This is a genomic window from Bradyrhizobium sp. 155, assembly GCF_023101105.1.
Classification (GTDB): domain Bacteria; phylum Pseudomonadota; class Alphaproteobacteria; order Rhizobiales; family Xanthobacteraceae; genus Bradyrhizobium; species Bradyrhizobium canariense_D.
Genome location: NZ_CP064704.1, coordinates 2,957,968 through 2,975,914, shown reverse-complemented (window position 1 = coordinate 2,975,914; position 17,947 = coordinate 2,957,968). Strand labels below are relative to the sequence as shown.

General features: G+C 64.0%; 17 protein-coding genes. 7 read left to right on the top strand and 10 right to left on the bottom strand.

The genetic code is table 11. The features are described 5' to 3' along the window. Positions 1–71: 71 nt before the first annotated feature. The 3 genes from IVA93_RS14400 to folE all read right to left on the bottom strand — a co-directional run bounded on the left by IVA93_RS14400 (position 72) and on the right by folE (position 2,380). Positions 72–1,106 carry a transglycosylase gene (locus IVA93_RS14400; RefSeq protein WP_018455378.1) on the bottom strand — a complete coding sequence of 345 codons (1,035 nt, stop codon included), beginning with the start codon at positions 1,104–1,106 and terminating at the stop codon, positions 72–74. Between the two features lie 131 nt (positions 1,107–1,237). Then, a complete protein-coding gene (hisI, locus tag IVA93_RS14395; RefSeq protein ID WP_085351148.1) occupies positions 1,238–1,660 on the bottom strand; it encodes a phosphoribosyl-AMP cyclohydrolase in 423 nt (140 codons plus the stop codon). Positions 1,661–1,687: 27 nt separating this feature from the next. After that, entirely contained in the window at positions 1,688–2,380 is a 693-nt protein-coding gene (gene folE, locus IVA93_RS14390) for a GTP cyclohydrolase I FolE (RefSeq protein ID WP_007602630.1), read from the bottom strand. Positions 2,381–2,609: 229 nt separating this feature from the next. On the opposite strand from folE, the gene IVA93_RS14385 reads away from it, so the two are divergent. After that, the gene (locus IVA93_RS14385; RefSeq protein WP_007602629.1) at positions 2,610–3,065 is read left to right on the top strand and encodes an iron-sulfur cluster assembly scaffold protein; all 456 of its coding nucleotides are present in this window, start codon (positions 2,610–2,612) and stop codon (positions 3,063–3,065) included. A gap of 57 nt (positions 3,066–3,122) precedes the next feature. Here IVA93_RS14385 and IVA93_RS14380 read toward each other — a convergent pair whose 3' ends face one another. Next, positions 3,123–4,022, bottom strand: a complete 900-nt coding sequence (locus IVA93_RS14380) for a COG3904 family protein (RefSeq protein ID WP_085385003.1) — start codon at positions 4,020–4,022, stop codon at positions 3,123–3,125. Positions 4,023–4,275: 253 nt separating this feature from the next. On the opposite strand from IVA93_RS14380, the gene yidD reads away from it, so the two are divergent. After that, positions 4,276–4,614, top strand: coding sequence for a membrane protein insertion efficiency factor YidD (gene yidD, locus IVA93_RS14375; RefSeq protein WP_085385004.1), 339 nt, complete (start codon positions 4,276–4,278; stop codon positions 4,612–4,614). A gap of 91 nt (positions 4,615–4,705) precedes the next feature. Continuing rightward, positions 4,706–4,918: a hypothetical protein gene (locus IVA93_RS14370; protein ID WP_026232939.1), complete on the top strand. Its 213-nt coding sequence runs from the start codon at positions 4,706–4,708 to the stop codon at positions 4,916–4,918. On the opposite strand, the gene IVA93_RS14365 is transcribed toward IVA93_RS14370, so the two are convergent. Together IVA93_RS14365 and IVA93_RS14360 are read right to left on the bottom strand one after the other, a co-directional pair. Beyond that, positions 4,919–6,133, bottom strand: coding sequence for a hypothetical protein (locus IVA93_RS14365; RefSeq protein ID WP_085351145.1), 1,215 nt, complete (start codon positions 6,131–6,133; stop codon positions 4,919–4,921). Between the two features lie 2 nt (positions 6,134–6,135). Beyond that, positions 6,136–7,503: an APC family permease gene (locus tag IVA93_RS14360; protein ID WP_085351144.1), complete on the bottom strand. Its 1,368-nt coding sequence runs from the start codon at positions 7,501–7,503 to the stop codon at positions 6,136–6,138. Positions 7,504–7,833: 330 nt separating this feature from the next. On the opposite strand from IVA93_RS14360, the gene IVA93_RS14355 reads away from it, so the two are divergent. After that, entirely contained in the window at positions 7,834–9,177 is a 1,344-nt protein-coding gene (locus tag IVA93_RS14355; RefSeq protein WP_247368002.1) for an alpha/beta hydrolase family protein, read from the top strand. A 68-nt stretch (positions 9,178–9,245) separates the two neighbouring features. Here the strand turns inward: IVA93_RS14355 and IVA93_RS14350 are convergent, their stop codons facing one another. Both IVA93_RS14350 and IVA93_RS14345 read right to left on the bottom strand, forming a co-directional pair. Further along, a complete protein-coding gene (locus IVA93_RS14350; RefSeq protein WP_026232937.1) occupies positions 9,246–9,635 on the bottom strand; it encodes a hypothetical protein in 390 nt (129 codons plus the stop codon). Between the two features lie 92 nt (positions 9,636–9,727). Beyond that, positions 9,728–10,900 carry an MFS transporter gene (locus IVA93_RS14345; RefSeq protein WP_085361740.1) on the bottom strand — a complete coding sequence of 391 codons (1,173 nt, stop codon included), beginning with the start codon at positions 10,898–10,900 and terminating at the stop codon, positions 9,728–9,730. Between the two features lie 186 nt (positions 10,901–11,086). Here IVA93_RS14345 and thrS point away from each other — a divergent pair, with 186 nt between their 5' ends. From thrS to IVA93_RS14330, 3 genes are all read left to right on the top strand, one after another. Next, positions 11,087–13,168: a threonine--tRNA ligase gene (gene thrS / locus IVA93_RS14340; protein ID WP_247368000.1), complete on the top strand. Its 2,082-nt coding sequence runs from the start codon at positions 11,087–11,089 to the stop codon at positions 13,166–13,168. 93 nt (positions 13,169–13,261) lie between these two features. Then, positions 13,262–13,825, top strand: a complete 564-nt coding sequence (locus IVA93_RS14335; RefSeq protein ID WP_018455367.1) for a nitroreductase family protein — start codon at positions 13,262–13,264, stop codon at positions 13,823–13,825. A gap of 63 nt (positions 13,826–13,888) precedes the next feature. Further along, positions 13,889–15,157, top strand: a complete 1,269-nt coding sequence (locus tag IVA93_RS14330; protein WP_085361737.1) for a serine hydrolase domain-containing protein — start codon at positions 13,889–13,891, stop codon at positions 15,155–15,157. 895 nt (positions 15,158–16,052) lie between these two features. On the opposite strand, the gene IVA93_RS14325 is transcribed toward IVA93_RS14330, so the two are convergent. Together IVA93_RS14325 and IVA93_RS14320 are read right to left on the bottom strand one after the other, a co-directional pair. Beyond that, entirely contained in the window at positions 16,053–16,334 is a 282-nt protein-coding gene (locus IVA93_RS14325) for a hypothetical protein (RefSeq protein WP_018455363.1), read from the bottom strand. 309 nt (positions 16,335–16,643) lie between these two features. Then, on the bottom strand, positions 16,644–17,717 hold the full coding sequence (locus IVA93_RS14320) for an RgsD C-terminal domain-containing protein (protein WP_018455362.1): 1,074 nt from the start codon (positions 17,715–17,717) through the stop codon (positions 16,644–16,646). Between the last annotated feature and the right edge of the window lie 230 nt (positions 17,718–17,947).

Here is a 17,947-nt window from a genome sequence, read left to right as displayed (position 1 = left end):
GGCCCGTTCACGCACCGGGCCCTGCGCAGCAGCGTTCCCGCTGCGACGTGTCCGAGACACGGGAGTGCGTATTAGCTTGAGAACGTGCCGCTGCGATCGCTGAACAGATCAAGCGGCTGGGGCGGCCGGACGTCAGGCGTCCCCGATGCGGCCGAGGTCGCGGGTGCGACCGAAGTGAGCGAGGCATTGTTGCCCCACAATTTCTGCACGGTCGTCGAGACCGGCTGGGTGGTGTCGCCGGGCTGATAGATCGAGCGAAACACCGGCGTGATCGGTGTATTGTCCGCGGCCGTCGTTGGCACTGTCGCGCTGACCGGCATCACCGCGCGTGTGTTCGGAAAGGTCTGGAGATACGCGGCATTGTCGATCAGGGGCGCGGCAGGCTGTACGCCGTTGGCGCTCGCGACCTGCGTGGTCGACGTGCCGCCATACATCGCCATCGCGCTGCGGGTGGTTTTCGAATTTGCCGCGCCGGCGTAGCGTGCATCCAGCACGGAATAGACCTCGGAGATGCTGCGCGCGCGGCCGTCCTTGGCGTAGAAGATCGAGCGATTGGCGGACGCCGCGTTAGGAAACAACCGCGCGCCAACCGCTTGCGGATTGTCCTCGGCATTGGCGATCAGTTTCGCGGCGCCGCCGACGCCCATGAAATGCGCCATGTAGAGTTCGCTGTCGGACGGCCTGCGGCCGAGCAGGCCGGTGAGCTTGAAGCTGTTCGACTGCGTCAGCGCAGCCGCCATGCTGGAGGCGGCCTCCGGATCGTCGCGCAGCTTCATGATCGACCGCTTCATCGCGGGATCATCGACGGTGTAGGTGCCCGACGACGTCCTGGTGATGGCGTCCGAATAGTTGCCATAGCCGAGCTGGGTGCCCGCTTCCTTCACCGTGCCAAGCCAGGTCTGGTCGATGAACTGGTAGAGCCCGTGCGCGGATGACGTAGTCGCCCCCGCCGTGGGATCGAAATCCGATTCCATCTTGGCGGTGGTCAGCATGTACTGGAAGCTGACGCCACCTACGTTCGAGGCCTGCTTGATCGCACTGGCGACGCGTGCCCGCGACGGATCAAGGACCGCCGCCTGTGAGACACTGGAATTGTCGACCGACATGATGAAGTGCCCGCCCGCATGGCGTTGAGGCGCGCCGGCAATTCGACGCCCTGTCGTCTCACCGTGGGACAGATATGGTTAATGCGGGGTAAATTCGGGCCGCCAGCGCCGCCCTCCGCATGACGGCAGGACTACTTCTTGTACACCGCGTCCGGATCGAACAGCCTGTCCGCATCGACAAAGACGAGCCTGGCGCCGCCGTCTTCGGCCTCGACCTTGCGGTAGAAGCAGGACCGGCGGCCGGTGTGACACGCAGCGCCGATCTGCTCGACGCGCAGCCAGACCGCATCCTGATCGCAATCGGTGCGGATCTCGAGCACGCGCTGGGTCTGACCTGAGGTCTCACCTTTTCGCCACAAGGCATTGCGCGAGCGGCTGAAGTACCAGGCTTCGCCGGTCGCGATGGTCTTGCGCAGCGCCTCGTCATTCATGTGCGCGACCATCAGCACGTCGCCGGTGGCAAATTCGGTCGCGACGACCGTGACGAGCCCGGCCGCATCGAATCTCGGAAGGAAGGCGAGACCTTCCTCGGTTTCATGGGAGTGAGCGGACACAACGCCCTCGCCGGTCTATTCGCGAGGTCAGCGCTGCAGGCCTCGCACCAGGGACAGAAAACGCGCCTGTTCCGCCGGATTGTCGCGGAACATGCCGGTGAAGCGGCTGGTGAAGGTGGAGGCACCATGCTTGGCGACGCCGCGCACCGACATGCAGGTATGCTCGGCCTCGATCAGCACGGCAACGCCGCGCGGCTTGAGGATCTCGTCGATCGCTGCCGCGATCTGCGCGGTCATGTGCTCCTGGGTCTGGAGCCGGCGGGCGAAGATGTCGGTGAGGCGCGCAAGCTTCGACAGGCCGACCACGCGTTCCACCGGCGTATAGGCAATGTGCGCCTTGCCGTAGAACGGCATCATGTGATGCTCGCATTGAGAGGTGAACTCGATGTCGCGCACAAGGACGAAGTCGTCATAGCCGGCGGTCTCGCCGAAGGTGCGATCGAGCACCTCGGCCGGGCACTGGTGGTAGCCCTGATAGAGTTCGTCGAAAGCCTCGACCACGCGGCGCGGCGTGTCGAGCAGTCCCTCGCGGTTGGTGTTCTCGCCGATATAGGCAAGCAGCGTCTTCACCGCCTGCTCGGCCTCGGCGCGCGCCGGGCGCGGCTGGTCGGCGCGGACGGCGGCGGCGAGGAATTCGGAAGGATCAAGCTCCGCCGGACGGCTCTCGGGCTGCCGATCGGAGGGCTTGTTGGGGCGGATGGATTTGATGGTAGCGTCCATGTCGACTCCGTTCGACGGCCTTGCGGCCGGAGTGTCACCGGCAGACGGGGCGGCGAACCGCCGGACGCCTGAGAGAACAGTTTCGGCGAAAAGTCTGCAAGCCGTAACGCCGGCAGCAGGGTTCTGGATCACACCACTGCTGCAGCGCTGGACTGTTTTTCGCCAGTTCCGACCCTATATAAGGCTGTGGACGGCGCACGCCAAGGCCGGTCCTGCTGGACTCCATCACATGCTGAACGACATTTATAACAAGCGGATCATCGAACTGGCCGGGAATATTCCGCGGCTCGGGCGGTTGCCGGATCCCGATGCCACTGCCACCGCCCATTCCAAGCTGTGCGGGTCGACGGTCAAGGTCGACCTCAAGATGGAGGGCGAGAAGGTCACTGACTTCGCCCATGACGTGAAGGCCTGCGCGCTGGGACAAGCTTCTTCCTCCATCATGGCAAGTCAGATCGTCGGATCGACTGCGAGCGAACTCCGTGAGTTACGCGAAACTGTTCGCAAGATGCTGAAGGAGAACGGCGCGCCTCCTGAAGGCAAATGGGAAGAGATCAAGTTCCTCGAGCCGGTCCGCGACTACAAGGCGCGCCACGCCTCGACGCTCCTGACCTTCGATGCCGTGGTCGATGCCATCGGCCAGATCGAGGCGAAGGCGAAGCAGCCGGCTGCGGCGCAAGGCTGATTCCGGAGGCTGATCCGGGCTCGTCGCTCGACCCGGAAATAGATCAGAGATTCGAGGCTACTTCTGCGACGCCGCAACCGGCGTGGCCACGCCGCCCGTGGGCACCAGGGCTTCCGCCGTCTTGGTCGACTTCGCAGGCTGCTCCGGTTCCGCACCGAACCTCGCCTGGGTCTTCGGTGCAAGCTCCGCCATTGCCGGCGCGGAGATGTCGACATGCGGCAGCACGTCGGCCACGAGATCCGTCGTCACGAGATTGGTCAGCTTGAGCTCGCCTGCATCGAGCTGATGCAGATCTTCCCAGGGCGGGACGCTGAGCGCGAGCGACAGCAGATCGCCGGCACCGCCCATGTCGAACGTGTATTTGGCAAGCCGGCCGATGTCGCGCTCCACGATCATCAGGTCCTGCGCGCTGTAGCTCGCCGCCTTGGCATCGTCGGCGCGATCGCCCATCCAGATCTGGTGAACCCGGACATGGGCCGCTTCCGGCACGTAGCGCTTCTTGCCCGCCAACAGCAGGAACACGCACATGGATTCGCAATAGGCCTCCGGCGCGACTGCCGGACGGGCCGACTGCCCGCCGCGGTTCTGAACGCTAACGCCGACCGTGGTCAGAAGTCCGAGATTGCGGAAGCGCCGGCCGAGCGTGATCGCGTCGTTGACGGAACCGCCGCTGGAATCCAGCACCACGGTGGCGCCGCCGAGCTGGCGCCCGCGGGAAAACTCTTCGAAGTCCCGGGGCGTATCGGCGGTGATGATGCCGACTGCACTGACCCAACCGCGGCAATTCGGCTCGCAGGCGACCCAATTGAACTTCATCGGCAGCTTGCGCTCTTCGAGGGCAGCACCGGCCCGGGCAGACGACCCGAGCGTCGCGACGGCGCCAGCCAGCACGACTCCACAAGCAGCGGTTCCCACCAGCAACCAGCCGCGAAGATTGAGTGCCTTCAGAAGTTTCAAACTGGTCCCTTCCCCAAGTCCCAAGCTTTAGCCCAAGCCTTACGGCGAGCCGACTCAGCCAAGCCCCGTTCCGACATTCCAATGAGTCTCACATGGACGTCACAAAAATGGTATCCGGGGGAATACAGCTCGTCCATAGGCATTTGCTGCACTGCTCCCAAAAAGCACGCAAAATATGACGTACAAACAACAGCTTACAGTTCCCTGCACCGGAACCGCGCAAAACCTCGCCCACGATCTCAGCAAAGCGCCCATGAAGCAATCAGCCCGCGAGCCCTGTTCCAATCCCGTCGCGGGCGCGCTCCGGCTTCCACGCAGATTCGCCCGCGCGCTGATCTGGCTCTACCGCCACACGCTCTCGCCGCTGGTTGGCTACAATTGCCGGCACGTGCCGACCTGCTCCACCTATGGCGACGAGGCAATCGAACGGTTCGGGCTGTGGGCCGGCGGCTGGATGACGCTCGCACGCCTGCTCCGTTGCAACCCTTTCGGCACCTCGGGCATCGACAACGTGCCCCTCACCGCACCACAGGGCGCGCGCTGGTACTTGCCTTGGCGCTACGGCCGCTGGCGCGGCGTCAACGCATCCTGAGCATGATGCGGCGCCTCAGGTGTCGCTACCTTGAGTGGAACCGAAACTCTCTCCTCGCGTTGCTGTGATGCTCCCGCGGGAGGAAACAACAATGCGCTGGAAAATCAGCCCTCATTTTCACGTCAGACTTGGACCGGATTCCCGGGGTGGTTCGCGAGGCCACGATCCCAGAACCCTCGACATGCTCGCCATCATCGCCCTGCTGCTGCTCGTGGTCGGCTCCGGCTGGTATCTGGAGACGAGTCTTGCCACGCCGCCTAGCACGACGGCATTCATCGTGCCGAGCCAGAGCGTGCACTGGTAATTAGCGGGACCAGAAAAAGCGTCCGGGTGGCGGCGGGACCGGCTCAGGCGGACGTGGCCGCTTCGGACGCAGCGGTTTCGGCGACGGCTCGGCGGACGAGGTGGTCTCCGCCCCCGGCGCCGTCTCGCTTCCCGGCACCTTCACCGCCAGCAGCAAGTTCGACTCGTGCATCCGCCAGCGGTAGCCGACGCCGAAATCGATCGGCTGGGCGCGCGTGAACAGCGCGGCGTAGCGTTCCTGGTAGCGGCCGGGGAATTCGCCGATCGGTCCGAGATAGCGGCCGAACGGGAAGAACCGCCATTGCCGCGAATTGTAGCTCGAAAGCGGAATGCCGGAATCGTCCTGGACGATGGTCGCGCTGTTGGCGAGCAACCAGTCGCGCGCCACGGTGAAATTGCCGGAGTGCAGCAGATAGGACGCACTCTTGATCAGGCTGTTGCCGGGTCCGAGCGTCTCGCAGAACTTCAGGAATCCTGCCGCGCGTGCACCTGAATTGGAGAGATCGGTCGAGAAATAATACAGCGTGCGCGCCTCGCCGTCGGGGCCCGCAAAGGTGATGCGGGCGCCGCGCGTCGCGTTCGGTCCTGGATTGTCGTTGCCGACATGCACGCCGCCCCTGTCGTCGAGTGCGACCATCTCGACATTGCGGATGATCTTGCCGGAGCGGACGAGGAAGACGTAGAGGATCGGCAAGGTGCCGTTGACCTGGTTGGTGTGCAGGTCGACCTTCATTTGCTTGGTGATGAAGAAGGAAAAACTCAGGATCGAGCCGAGCGAGCGCTCGACATTATAGAGCGCGGCGCCGACCGAACTGCGCGGCAATCGCGTCAGGTCAGCCACTGCACCGACCGGCTCCAGCGCGCCAAGCACGTAAGTGCTGGCCTTGGGATAGAAGGCGTTGGCGTAGAGGAAGTCGGGGCCGCTGAACCAATAAAACATGGTCGGCTTGGTCGCCGCCAAATTGACGTCGGCCCAGTTGCGGATCTTCGCGAGCTGGCGCTCCTCGAGCTGGGCGAAGGCACTGTCGAAGAATCTCGCGTGGCGTTGCCAACCCGAGTCCTTTGTGAGCGGCACCAGCGGCGAATCCGCCGAAGGCTGCATGCCCGCGAGGAAGCGCGCGGTGTCGTCGAAGGTTGCCTCGGCAGCACGTGCGGACGAGACGGCCGCAGCCAGCAAGGCGAGAGCCACGGCCGCAATTCTCATGGGTCGAAACATGTCTATTCGCGATTGTGTGACGTGCCAGCGGCGACCGGCCGCCTGCGGAAAACAGCATAAATCAACAGGCCCGAGACCAGGACGAGCATCCCCGATAGCGATTGCACCGGCCGCTCAGTCAATAAATAGTACATCATGAACGCGGTCACGAGCAGGAACACGAGCGGCGTGAACGGGTATCCCCAGGCACGATAGGGCCGCGGCAAATCGGGATCCGTGATGCGCAGCTTGATCACGCCGGCGACCGTGAAGAACGAGCAGAACAGCAGCGCGAACTGGATGAAGTCGAGCACGGCCTCGAAGCTGCGCGTGAACAGCAGCAAATTGGCGACGGCGAGCTGAAACAGGATGGCATAGGCCGGCGCGCCGCGCACCGATCTCCGCGAGAACACGCGCAGCGCCGGAATATCCTCCCCCATCGTCATCATCACGCGCGGGCCGATCCACATCATCGCGCTGATCGAGGAGATCAGGCCGAAACAGATCATCGCGCCGACGATCCGGCCGCCGAGATTGCCGAAGATCGCGCTGCCGGCGACGCTGGCGACATCGAGCTGACCCGCGAGCGCGCCCACCGGCGTAGAATGGAGAAACACCGCATTCAGCGCGACGTACAGCACGAGCACGATCAGCGTGCCCGCGAGCAGCGCACGCGGCAGGTCCCGCTGCGGCATGTTCATCTCGCCGATGATGTAGGTCGCGGCATTCCAGCCCGAGAACGAATACATCACGAATACGAGCCCGATCGCGAAAGGCGCGCTGACGATATGCACGAGATCACCCGCCTGCGGCGTGAAGGCGATCGGCTGCGGCACGCCGACGATGAAGCCGGCGACCAGGAAGGCAACGATCAGCACGACCTTCAGGATGGTCGAGATCAACTGGAACGTCGAGGAATGCCTGACCCCGGTCAGTTGCACGAGCGAGACCAGCCACACCACGGCGATGGCAAGCGGGATCGGCGGCACATCGGGGACCACCGATTTGGCGTATTCGCCAAAGGCCATCGCGGCGAGCGCGACGGGTGCTGCAAAGCCAACCGTCGCCGACACCCAGCCGGCGAGAAAGCCGAAGGCGGGATGATAGGCTCGGCCGAGGAAATTGTATTCGCCGCTCGAGCGCGGAAACATGGCGCCGAGCTCGCTGTAGGAGAACACCCCGCACAGCGCGACGATGCCGCCGACCGTCCAAAGCAAGAGGATCGAGAAGCCCGAGGGAATGTCCTTGACCTGGAAGCCGAGGCTGGTGAAGACGCCGACCCCGATCATGTCGGCCACGACGATGGCGGTTGCGACCAGAACGGAGACCCCCGACCCGCTTCCGGTCAGCCGGCCGGTCCAGGGTGCAGTACCCGCATCTGATGCCGTCATCGCCGTCCTCAACCTCAGGCGTCACGTCTCGTGGGAAGCATCGTGCAGCTCGGTCCAGTCAATTCAAGCAGGGTTAACAAGGGTTAAATGAGGCGGGGCCGAATCGGTACTGCAGCACCATCAATGCACGATGCGGGCAATAAAGCGTCGTAAACACCGGGACATCCCGTCTCCCTCCCCCCACAATCACGACACGATTGCGTGGTCCCTTTGAGCGTTCCGGATGTGGGGAAGTTTCTCCGGATACTTAACGTCGCCTAAACGCCCATCGGCTCAATTGCCTTAATGATTGCCGATGGACTTGTGGTCATGACTTGGGGTCATGGGTGAATGGTCGGGGCCGTTCCGAAGCCGAGAGCTGACATCCGCGCTGACCGGACCACGTCCGGCGCACGCGGTCGTGCGCTTCGGACCGCTCTGATCTCAGCCTTGGTGCCGTTGTCGCTGACACTGGTTCAATGCGGCAAGGCGCCCAATCCGGCAGCACTCGCGGCGAACTCGCAGGCCAATGCCCAAGGCAACGTCCAAGCCAACGTCCAGGTCGTTGCGAAGACAAACCAGCAAGTCGCAAGCAACGACACGTTCGAGGATCGATTCCCGGCCCCCCAGTTCAGGGAGCGCTTCCCATCCGCGAGCGAGGGTTTTCTGCAACGGCAGATGTCGGACTTCTCACCCAAGCGCGCCGTGCAGCCGCAGCCGGAGCAGGCGCCTTACAAGGTTGCTTCGCTCGCGCCGCAGGCCCCCTACCAGCGTCCGCCACGCGAGGACCTGACGACGCTCGTCAGCATGAAATCGTCAGCCTTCCCCTATTTCGGCAACAACCCTGCCTCCGACGCGCCATTCCTCAACATCTCCAAGGGCGACCGCCGCGGCCACCGCAGCTATTCCGGGCGCGTGTTCTGGCAGGACGAGACTTACAACGATAACCGCGTCCTGATGCACGTGCCCGAACATTTCGACGTGCGGAAGCCAGGCGTGATCGTGGTGTTCTTCCACGGCAATGGCGCGACGCTGGAGCGCGACGTGCGCGACCGCCAGCTGGTGCCGCAACAGATCACTGATTCCGGCGCCAACGCCATCCTGCTCGCACCGCAGATGGCGGTCGATGCCGCCGATTCCAGCGCAGGAAAATTCTGGCAGGCTGGCGGCCTCAAGCGCTTCATCGACGAGTCGGCGAACCATCTCGCCCGCCTCACCGGCGATCCCAACAGCGCCCGCGCCTTCGCCAACATGCCGATCGTGATCGTCGGCTACAGCGGCGGCTTCCTGCCGACGGCCTGGAGCCTCGAGGTTGGTGGCATCAGTGACCGTGTCCGCGGCGTCGTGTTGCTCGACGCCGTCTATGGCGAAATGGACAAGTTCGCCTCATGGATCGAGAGCCACCGCTCCGGCTTCTTCGTCAGCTCCTACACCCGCTACACCGCACGGCGCGACCGCGAACTGATGAGCACGCTGCGGCAGAAAGGCATAACCGTCTCCGAAGACATGGACGGCCCCTTGCGTCCGGGCAGCGTGGTGTTCGTCGAAACCGGGGACGGCATCACGCATCGTGACTATGTGACGCGAGCGTGGACGCGGGACCCGCTCAAGGACGTCCTGGTGAAGATGTCGGCGACGCCATCACTCGCGCTCACGCGCGTGGCCTCCACCAATCCATCCCCGTCGAGCCGGTAAGCCCGCGATATTGCGCCGTCGGTATTTTGGCTAGGTGGGCCTGTAACTGTCGCAGGCCCTGATCTGCCTCAGGTCTTTGGCAGCTTCGGAATGCTTTCGGCAAAGCCGTTGAAGCAGGCCAGCCGCTCGTCCTCTTCCTTGAAGAAACGGCAATCGGCGTAGCCCTTGGCCTTGGCCGGCTTCGGCTTTGGCGTCGGCGGGATCACGGCGTCGTAGCAATTGAGCCGGTCCTTGGTGCCGTCATCGAGGTCCAGGCAAGCCTGCAGCCGCGCCGCGATGGATTGTGGCTTGCCCTTCGGCGCGGCAGCCGGCTTGGCCGCAGCCTCCTTGGTGCCCGCCTTGGTCCCTTTGGGCTTGACCTGCACCAACGGCTTGTCTCCGATCATTGGTGGCTTGTCGGCTTGCGCGAAAGCGGAAGCTGAATAGAGCACCGCGGCAACCGCCAGAATCATCCTCATCTCAGTCAACCCTCTTTGGTCCCCATGACCGGCCTTCTAGCCTCCCGGCGCGCGGTTTGCCAAGCACCTTGCGCACACAGGCACGCTTCCGTTCAGGCCGGGGCGGCTGTTGCCGGCCGGGGCCGGGTCAGGACGACCAGGATCAGCGCCACCACCACGAAACCGACTGCGACGAAGCCGAGCGTATGCAGGAGCTCGCGGGCGAACAGCAGTCCGCCGACGGCAGAGCCGACCGCCTGGCCGATATAAAGGACGGAGGTGTTGAGTGCGACGGTCGCCGATGCCAGCGACGGTGCGGCCGAGACCAGCCGCACCTGCTGCATCGAATTGGTCGAGGCAAAACCGAGGCCCCAGATCGCGACCGCACCCGCCATCAACGCGAGCGTGCCGGCGCCGAGTGCCCAGCCCGTGATTCCTGCAAGCAGCAGGCAGGTGAACAGCAGCGAGGTGCGATAGGGTCCCGAGGTGTCGACGATGCGGGTCGCGATGACAACGCCGAGGAAGCCGCAGACGCCATAGAGAGCGAACACCAGGCCGATCGCATCGGGCCCTGCACCGGTCAGCTTGTTGAGCAGCGGCCCCATGAAGGTGAACACCACGAACTGCCCGGACATCTGCAACATCGTGATCGCAAGCAGAAGCCGGATCGTTCTGTTGCGACCGACCGCGCTCCAGGTCTTCAGATCCACCGGCGTCCCCTTCAAGCCCCCCGGCAGCCGCATCAGCAACAGCAGGAAGCTGACGCAACCGAGCGCGCCGATTCCGCCATAGGCCGCGCGCCAGCCATAGCGGCTGGCGATGAAGGTGATCAGCGGCAGGCCGACGGCGGCAGCGAGCGACCAGCCGAGAAAGATGTAGGCAATCGTGCTGCCGCGACGCTCCACCGGCACGATCAACGCCGCCGTACCGGCGGCCTGCGGCGTGTAAAGCGCGCCGACCGCGAGCATCACCAGGCGGATGACGAGGAGGCTCGCATAGTCGGGCGCAAAGGCCGAGGCCAGATTGCCAAAAGCGAGCACCGCCAGCGTCGTGGTGAGTAACGCCCGGCGCTCGATCCGGCTGGTGAGCCAGGCCGTCAGCGGCGAGCCGATGCAGAGGATGACAGCCCCGAAGGTGATCAGGAGCGCAGCCGCATGGATGCTGACGTCGAGCCCCGTCGCCAATTCCGGCAGCATGCCCGCCGGCGCCAGTACTGAGCAGCCGGTGACGAGATTGCCGAGCATCAGGGCGGTTGGCGCGAAACGGCCGGCGCGTGCATTTTCCATGCAAACGCATGTAGAGCCGCCTTGCGACCAGTTAAAGGGCGTTGCCCGGAATAGTTCGTGCAGCGCCTCCGCTTTTGCGCGCCGGTTTCTTGGAAATGCCGGATTGCGCAGGCCGACTCGCCTGATATATCGCTCGTTCCCGCTTACCTGCGCTCGTTCGCAGGAGTGAGCCTCAGGAGACATGCCATGACCGACCAGCCCAAGGACCCATCCAAGGACCAATCCAAGTCCGAGCAGCCCAAATCCGAATCCGGCTTCCAGTACAGCCTCAGCAATTTGAGACCCGTGACCCCACCGGAAAAAATCACCCTCACCTTCCCCGACGGCGCCCGGCGCGAATACGCCAAGAGCATCACCGGCCTCGAACTCGCCAAGGGAATTTCGCCGTCGCTGGCCAAGCGTACGGTCGCGATGGCGCTCGACGGCGTGGTCTCCGACCTCGACGATCCCATCGAAGCCGATGCCAGGATCGAGCTGATCAACCGGGACGATCCGCGCGCGCTCGAGCTGATCCGCCATGACTGCGCCCACGTGCTGGCCGAAGCCGTGCAGACGCTGTGGCCGGGCACGCAGGTCACCATCGGCCCCGTGATCGAGAACGGCTTCTATTACGATTTCTTCCGCAACGAGCCGTTCACGCCGGAAGACTTTGCCGCGATCGAGAAGAAGATGCGCGAGCTCATCGCGCGCGACAAGCCTTTTACGAAGGAGGTTTGGGATCGCGAAAAGACCAAACAGGTGTTCCGCGACAAGGGCGAGGCGTTCAAGGTCGAGCTGGTCGATGCCATTCCCGGCAACGAGCCGATCAAGATCTATTACCAGGGCGACTGGTTCGATCTCTGCCGCGGCCCGCACATGACATCGACCGGTAAGGTCGGCAACGCCTTCAAGCTGATGAAGGTGGCCGGCGCCTATTGGCGCGGCGACAGCAACAACCCGATGCTGACCCGCATCTACGGCACGGCATTCGCCAATCAGGAGGACCTCGACGCTTATCTGAAGCAGATCGAGGAAGCGGAAAAGCGCGACCATCGCAAGCTCGGGCGCGAACTCGACCTCTTCCACTTCCAGGAGGAAGGTCCGGGCGTCGTGTTCTGGCACGCCAAGGGCTGGACCATCTTCCAGCAGCTGATCGCCTATATGCGACGCCGCCTGGCCGGTGACTATAGCGAGGTCAACGCCCCCCAGATCCTCGACAAGTCGCTGTGGGAGACCTCCGGCCATTGGGGCTGGTACCGCGAGAACATGTTCGCGGCGCAGTCGGCCGGCGAGGAGGCCGAAGACAAGCGCTGGTTCGCGCTGAAGCCGATGAACTGCCCAGGCCACGTGCAGATCTTCAAGCATGGCCTGAAGAGCTACCGCGACCTGCCGCTGCGGCTCGCCGAGTTCGGCGTGGTGCACCGCTACGAGCCGTCCGGCGCGATGCACGGATTGATGCGCGTGCGCGGCTTCACCCAGGATGACGCGCACATCTTCTGCATGGAGGATCAGCTCGCCGACGAGTGCCTGAAGATCAACGAGCTGATCCTGTCGACCTATGCCGATTTCGGCTTCACCGGCGATCTCACTGTGAAGCTGTCGACCCGGCCGGAGAAACGCGTCGGCACCGACGCGATGTGGGATCACGCCGAGCGCGTGATGGCGACGGTGCTGCGCGAGATCCAGTCGCAGAACAATCACATCAAGACCGAGATCAATCCGGGCGAAGGCGCCTTCTACGGACCGAAGTTCGAATATGTGCTGCGCGACGCCATCGGCCGCGACTGGCAGTGCGGCACCACGCAGGTCGACTTCAACCTGCCGGAACGGTTCGGTGCGTTCTACATCGACCACGACAGCGGCAAGAAGCCGCCGGTCATGGTGCACCGCGCGATCTGCGGTTCGATGGAGCGCTTCATCGGCATCCTGATCGAGCACTATGCCGGCAACTTCCCGCTCTGGCTGTCGCCGGTGCAGGTGGTGGTCACCACCATCACGTCGGAAGCCGACGAGTATGCCAAGCAGGTGCTGGAGCAGGTTCGGCGTGCGGGACTTCGAGCCGAGATCGACCTGCGCAACGAAAAGATCAACTACAAGGTCCGCGAGCATTCGCTCGCCAAAATTCCGGCACTGCTCGTGGTCGGCAAGAAAGAGGCCGAGACGCAGTCGGTCTCGATCCGCCGGCTCGGCAGCGACGGGCAGCAAGTGACGACGACGGTGGAAGCCATCGCCGCCCTCGTCGACGAAGCGACCCCGCCGGATGTGAAGCGGGCGCGTGGCGCGACCTGACATCTGAAATCGGTCTAAACTCGCTTTCGGTTGCGGGCGTGCATTCCTATGTGGGGACTGCACGCCCGACGACCAGCCGAAGAGGAAACCGCAGTGCCCGACGCCATCGAACTCCTGAAGACCCGCCGCTCGGTCAAGCCGCGCGAGATGTCCGGACCTGGCCCCTCCCCGGCCGAGCTCGAGACGATCCTCACCATCGGCGCGCGCGTGCCTGATCATGGCAAGCTCGCGCCCTGGCGCTTCATCATCTTCGAGGGCGATGCGCGCCAGCGCGCCGGCGAGGTGATCGCGAAGGTGTTTGCCCGGAAGAATCCCGGCGCGCCGGCGGCCGACGTCGAGACCGAGCGCAAACGCCTCACGGATGCGCCGCTGGTGATCGGCATCGTCAGCTTCACGAAGCCGCATCCGAAGGTGCCGGCCTTCGAGCAGGAATTGTCGGCCGGGGCCAGCGTTATGAACATCGTCACGGCCGCGGCGGCGCTCGGCTACGGCGCCTGCTGGCTGACCGGCTGGTTCGCGTTCGATCGCGACGTGCTGGATGGCCTCGGCCTCAAGCCGGACGAGAAGCTCGCGGGCTTCGTCCATATCGGCAAGCCGACCAGGCCGAGCGAAGACCGTCCGCGACCGGTCCTTTCTGAAATCGTGACGCGATTTTAATCGAAGGCGTGTTGACGCCTTCGACGTCTTGCGGCTTTGATCCCGGCGAGGGAGGAAGCCCGGATGAAGCGTCGTGAATTTCTGGTCGGAGCCGCGCTGCTGGCCGGCACGATGGCGCGAAGCCGCGCCGCCGACGTCCCCGCGCCGTCGTCCGACGGGCTCGACCGTATCACAGCGTATTTCGACAACGAGGTGACGAATGGCCGGCTGCCCGGCGCCGTGGTGCTGGTCCAGCAGCACGGCAAGCCGGTCTATCTGAAGACTATTGGCGTGCGCGACACCAGGACCGGTCTCGCGATGACGCCCGATACGATCTTCGCCATCCACTCGATGACCAAGCCGATCACCTGCCTTGGCGCGATGATGCTGATCGACGAGGGCAAGCTCGCGCTCACCGACCCCGTGTCGAAATACGTTCCCCTCTTCGCCGACACCAAGGTGGGCCTCGAGGTCACCAATCCCGACGGCACGTTGCACCTGGATCTCGTGGCCCCGGTCCGTCCCGTCAACATCGAGGATCTCCTGCGGCACACCTCGGGCATCAGCTACGACTACATCGGCGGCAAATGGGTCGAGCAGGCCTACAAGGCCGCAAATATCTTCGAAGGTCAATTCAACAACAGGGAATTCGCCCAACGCATCGCAAGGCTGCCGCTGGCACGGCAACCGGGAACGCTGTGGCGCTACGGTCATTCCACTGACGTCCTCGGCAGCGTCATCGAGATCATCTCGGGCCAGACGCTGTACGAATTCCTCAAGCAGCGCATCTTCGATCCGCTCGGCATGAGCAGCACCAAGTTCGCGCTGGCGACCGAGGACGAGCTTGCGCGGATGGCGCGGCCGCTGCCGAACGACAACATCCTGCTCGCCGCCGAGCGCGAGCGCCTCGATCACCCCGAATGGCAGTCCGGCGGCGGCGGGCTGCTCTCGACCATCACCGACTACCAGCGATTCGCGCAGATGCTGCTCAATGGCGGCGAGTTCGACGGCAAGCGCTATCTGAGCCCCGCTGCCTTCAAGGCCATGACGACCGATCACGTCGGGCCGGGCTCGGGCGTCGGACGCGATTACTTCTATTTTCCGGGCGACGGCTTCGGCTATGGCTATGGCCTCGCGGTGCGGACCGATCCCGGCAACGCCAAACCGCCGCCGCCGGGCTCACTCGGCGAGTTGAAATGGGACAGTGGCAGTGGCACCTATTTCGGCGTCGATCCCAAGCTCGACATGGTCTACCTGCTGATGCAGCAGACCCAGAACGAGCGCAGCCGCATCACGCCGGCCTTCAAGGCGCTGGTCTACGACTGCTATCCGTCCGAGTTACGCCGTCCGTGAATCTCGCTCGCCGAAATCGGCGAGCAGCTTTGCGATCTCGGCGGCGTATACTCCCATCATCCTCGTCATTGCGAGCGCAGCGAAGCAATCCGGACTGCCCACGCGGAAAGACTCTGGATTGGTTCGCTGCGCTCGCAATGACGGAGTCTGTGGGTGGAAGCGTCGCACTTTCATCGCATTCCGGATCGCAGACGCACCTTCGCATCCTCGCGGCTTGTTCGCCCGAGCTTTGCCTCGATGCCTTACCCTCAAATGAAAGAGGGCGCAGGGAAGACCGGGTGCCGGCTGGCACCCGCGGTCCACTGTGCGAGATTGTCGTGAACAAAATTGCACAGCAGCATACAGGTGAAGCCAAAACATCCGGCCTTCCCTGCGCAGTGGCTTTACGGCTTATGTCGCGCTCTCCCCGGGGAGCGATGCACTATTGCCCCCGTCGCCTTGCGGATGGCTGACGCGTGCGCCCGGTTGGGCAACCCACATCACCGCAACGCTTGACGCACAGACCCCGGGCGTCAGGACCACACGATTTTGCCGTACGCCGATCACACCGGTCGTGTGCGCGAGGCCTTCGCTCACGGTTGCCCGCCCTGCGAAGCCGATCGCGCCGATGTGACTAACGTCCACCGCCGTCCGGCCCGCGTTCGTGACGATCGCGATACGCCCCTCTTCCTTGGGCCGGGTTGCGGCGACACATACCCTTTCCGAAATTCGGTAAAGCGGAATATTTTCGCGGCTCGCGTTGACCGACAATTTGGGTGTTTTGCCCGTCGGGCAACGCAAGGTCTTGTAGCCCGGATGAGCGAAGCGACATCCGGGATTCCGACCACGAGCTGTCCTGGGTATCGCTTCGCTCACCCGGGCTACGGGACTTATCGGACTGCACGCGCAGTCCCGACTAGTCCTCGCTGGACGTCGCCAAGCGGTTGCGCAGATGGGCCTGCGACAACAGAAAGAACAATGCGCGCTCGCCATGATATTTGGCGGACGGCCGAGTGCGCTCGAAGCCATCGGCAAATTTCTTGCCGGATTGGTCGCACACCTGCCACCGCCAGCCGAACCGCTTACGCCTGGTGAGGATCACTTCGAACATGCCGACGAGCTTGGTCCCCTGCTCCTTGCCGGTCTCGCAGACGCACGAGCCTGCTCCGGCCTCCCCCGTTGGAGTGATGTCCGACATATAACGCGGCAGGATGGAAAGCGAATAAAATTGATTATCGGAAATAGGTATCTTGCACCGGCTGTGAGGAAGTCGCGGCGCCGCTGGAATACGGCGGTGCCGGTGTTGATCGGTCCTGCTTGGTAGCGCTGCCAGAGCTGTTCAAATCGAAACGCCAACAATCGCAACAGCAAGCGGAGCAGCGGAAAGCATCTGATTTCGCACACGGGACTGGCGGTAATAAGATATGGGAATCCATGCGCTGAATGAGAAGTGTTCACCAGGCACGAAGACCAGCGTCGGGCCGCATGCGGCATCACCGCTCAAGCACTACCGCGCGACGACCTCGACTTCGCCGTCGACGCCGTTGACGACATTGAAGCCGCGCTCGTAGACCTTGCCCTCGTTCTTGGCGATGGCGCGGTATTCGCCTTCGGAGAGCACGACGCGGGGAAAGGCGCCGATCGATTCCTTGATGACGTCGCCGCCCGGGGTCAGTACCGACCAGGCGGTGTTGGCGAGCGCCTCGCCGCCCCTGTCGCTGACGAGCTTGAGCGTGATGACGGCAGCGCGGTGGGTGATGGTGACGTCGGTGAGCTTGCTGGCCTGGACGCGGATGTCCGAGCGCACCACCGAATTGGCGTCGCCGTAATTCGAGATGATGTAGTAGGTGCCCTCCGGCAGCAGCACGACGTCGCCGGCGGCGACGTTCGGCACCAGGGAGGCGCGTTCGCCGGATTCGAACTGGCTCCCCTTGTAGATCGCGAACGAGATCTGGTTCTGCGGAATGCGACTGGTGCCGACGCGGCCCTCGATGCGCAAGCCGCCGGCGGGCAGCACGAAGGACTCGCGATCGGTCTCGGCTTTCAGGCTGACGGTGCGCACCGCGCTGACGAGGCCAAAGGCGACATGCACGACGTAATTGCCGGGCGGCAACACGATGTTTGGCGTGGCATTACGATCTTCGCGAATCAGCTTGAAGGTGCCGTTCTCGTCGGGACGATCGGCAAACACGCGCCAGACCAGGCCGCTGGTGATCGGCGGGGTGTCCTTGCCGTATTTCGCGGTCAGCGACAGCACGCCCTGTCCGGGCACCGCCGCGTTGAGCGGCGGGGCGGATGGCACAGTCGTGACCGCGGGCGGCGGCATGCTGGGCGTGGTCGGCTGCAACAGGGTCGGCGGCAGGCTCGGCGGTCCGGCACCCGGGCCGGAGGGCGGCGCCAGACTGACGGCACCGCCGGGATCGGGCACCGAAGCGGGCGGCACCGGCGGCGGACGATCGGAGAAAAGCTGCGCCTGCGCAGCATTTTGGCCAAGAGTATAGAGGCAGGCAGCAAGGACCAGCACCGGCAGCAGCGATGCGCTGCGCCGCCATCCGATGATGCCGTCACCCCCGAGAGTCATGCCACCTGCTTTTCACCGAAAACGCGGCAAATTCAAGCCTCTGGATCCCCGAGAAATACGGCCAATACGGTTCTTTGGAACCCGGCTGACGCCTGCGTGATTACCCCAGGGGCACCCGTTCCTCGCCATACTCCTGCCCCGCGCGCTTCCCAAACCGGCATAAACCATGCTTCGGCCCGGTTCTGGCGGAGCGCGAGTGCGGTGCCTAGTCTGATGGCGGGTCCCGGCGT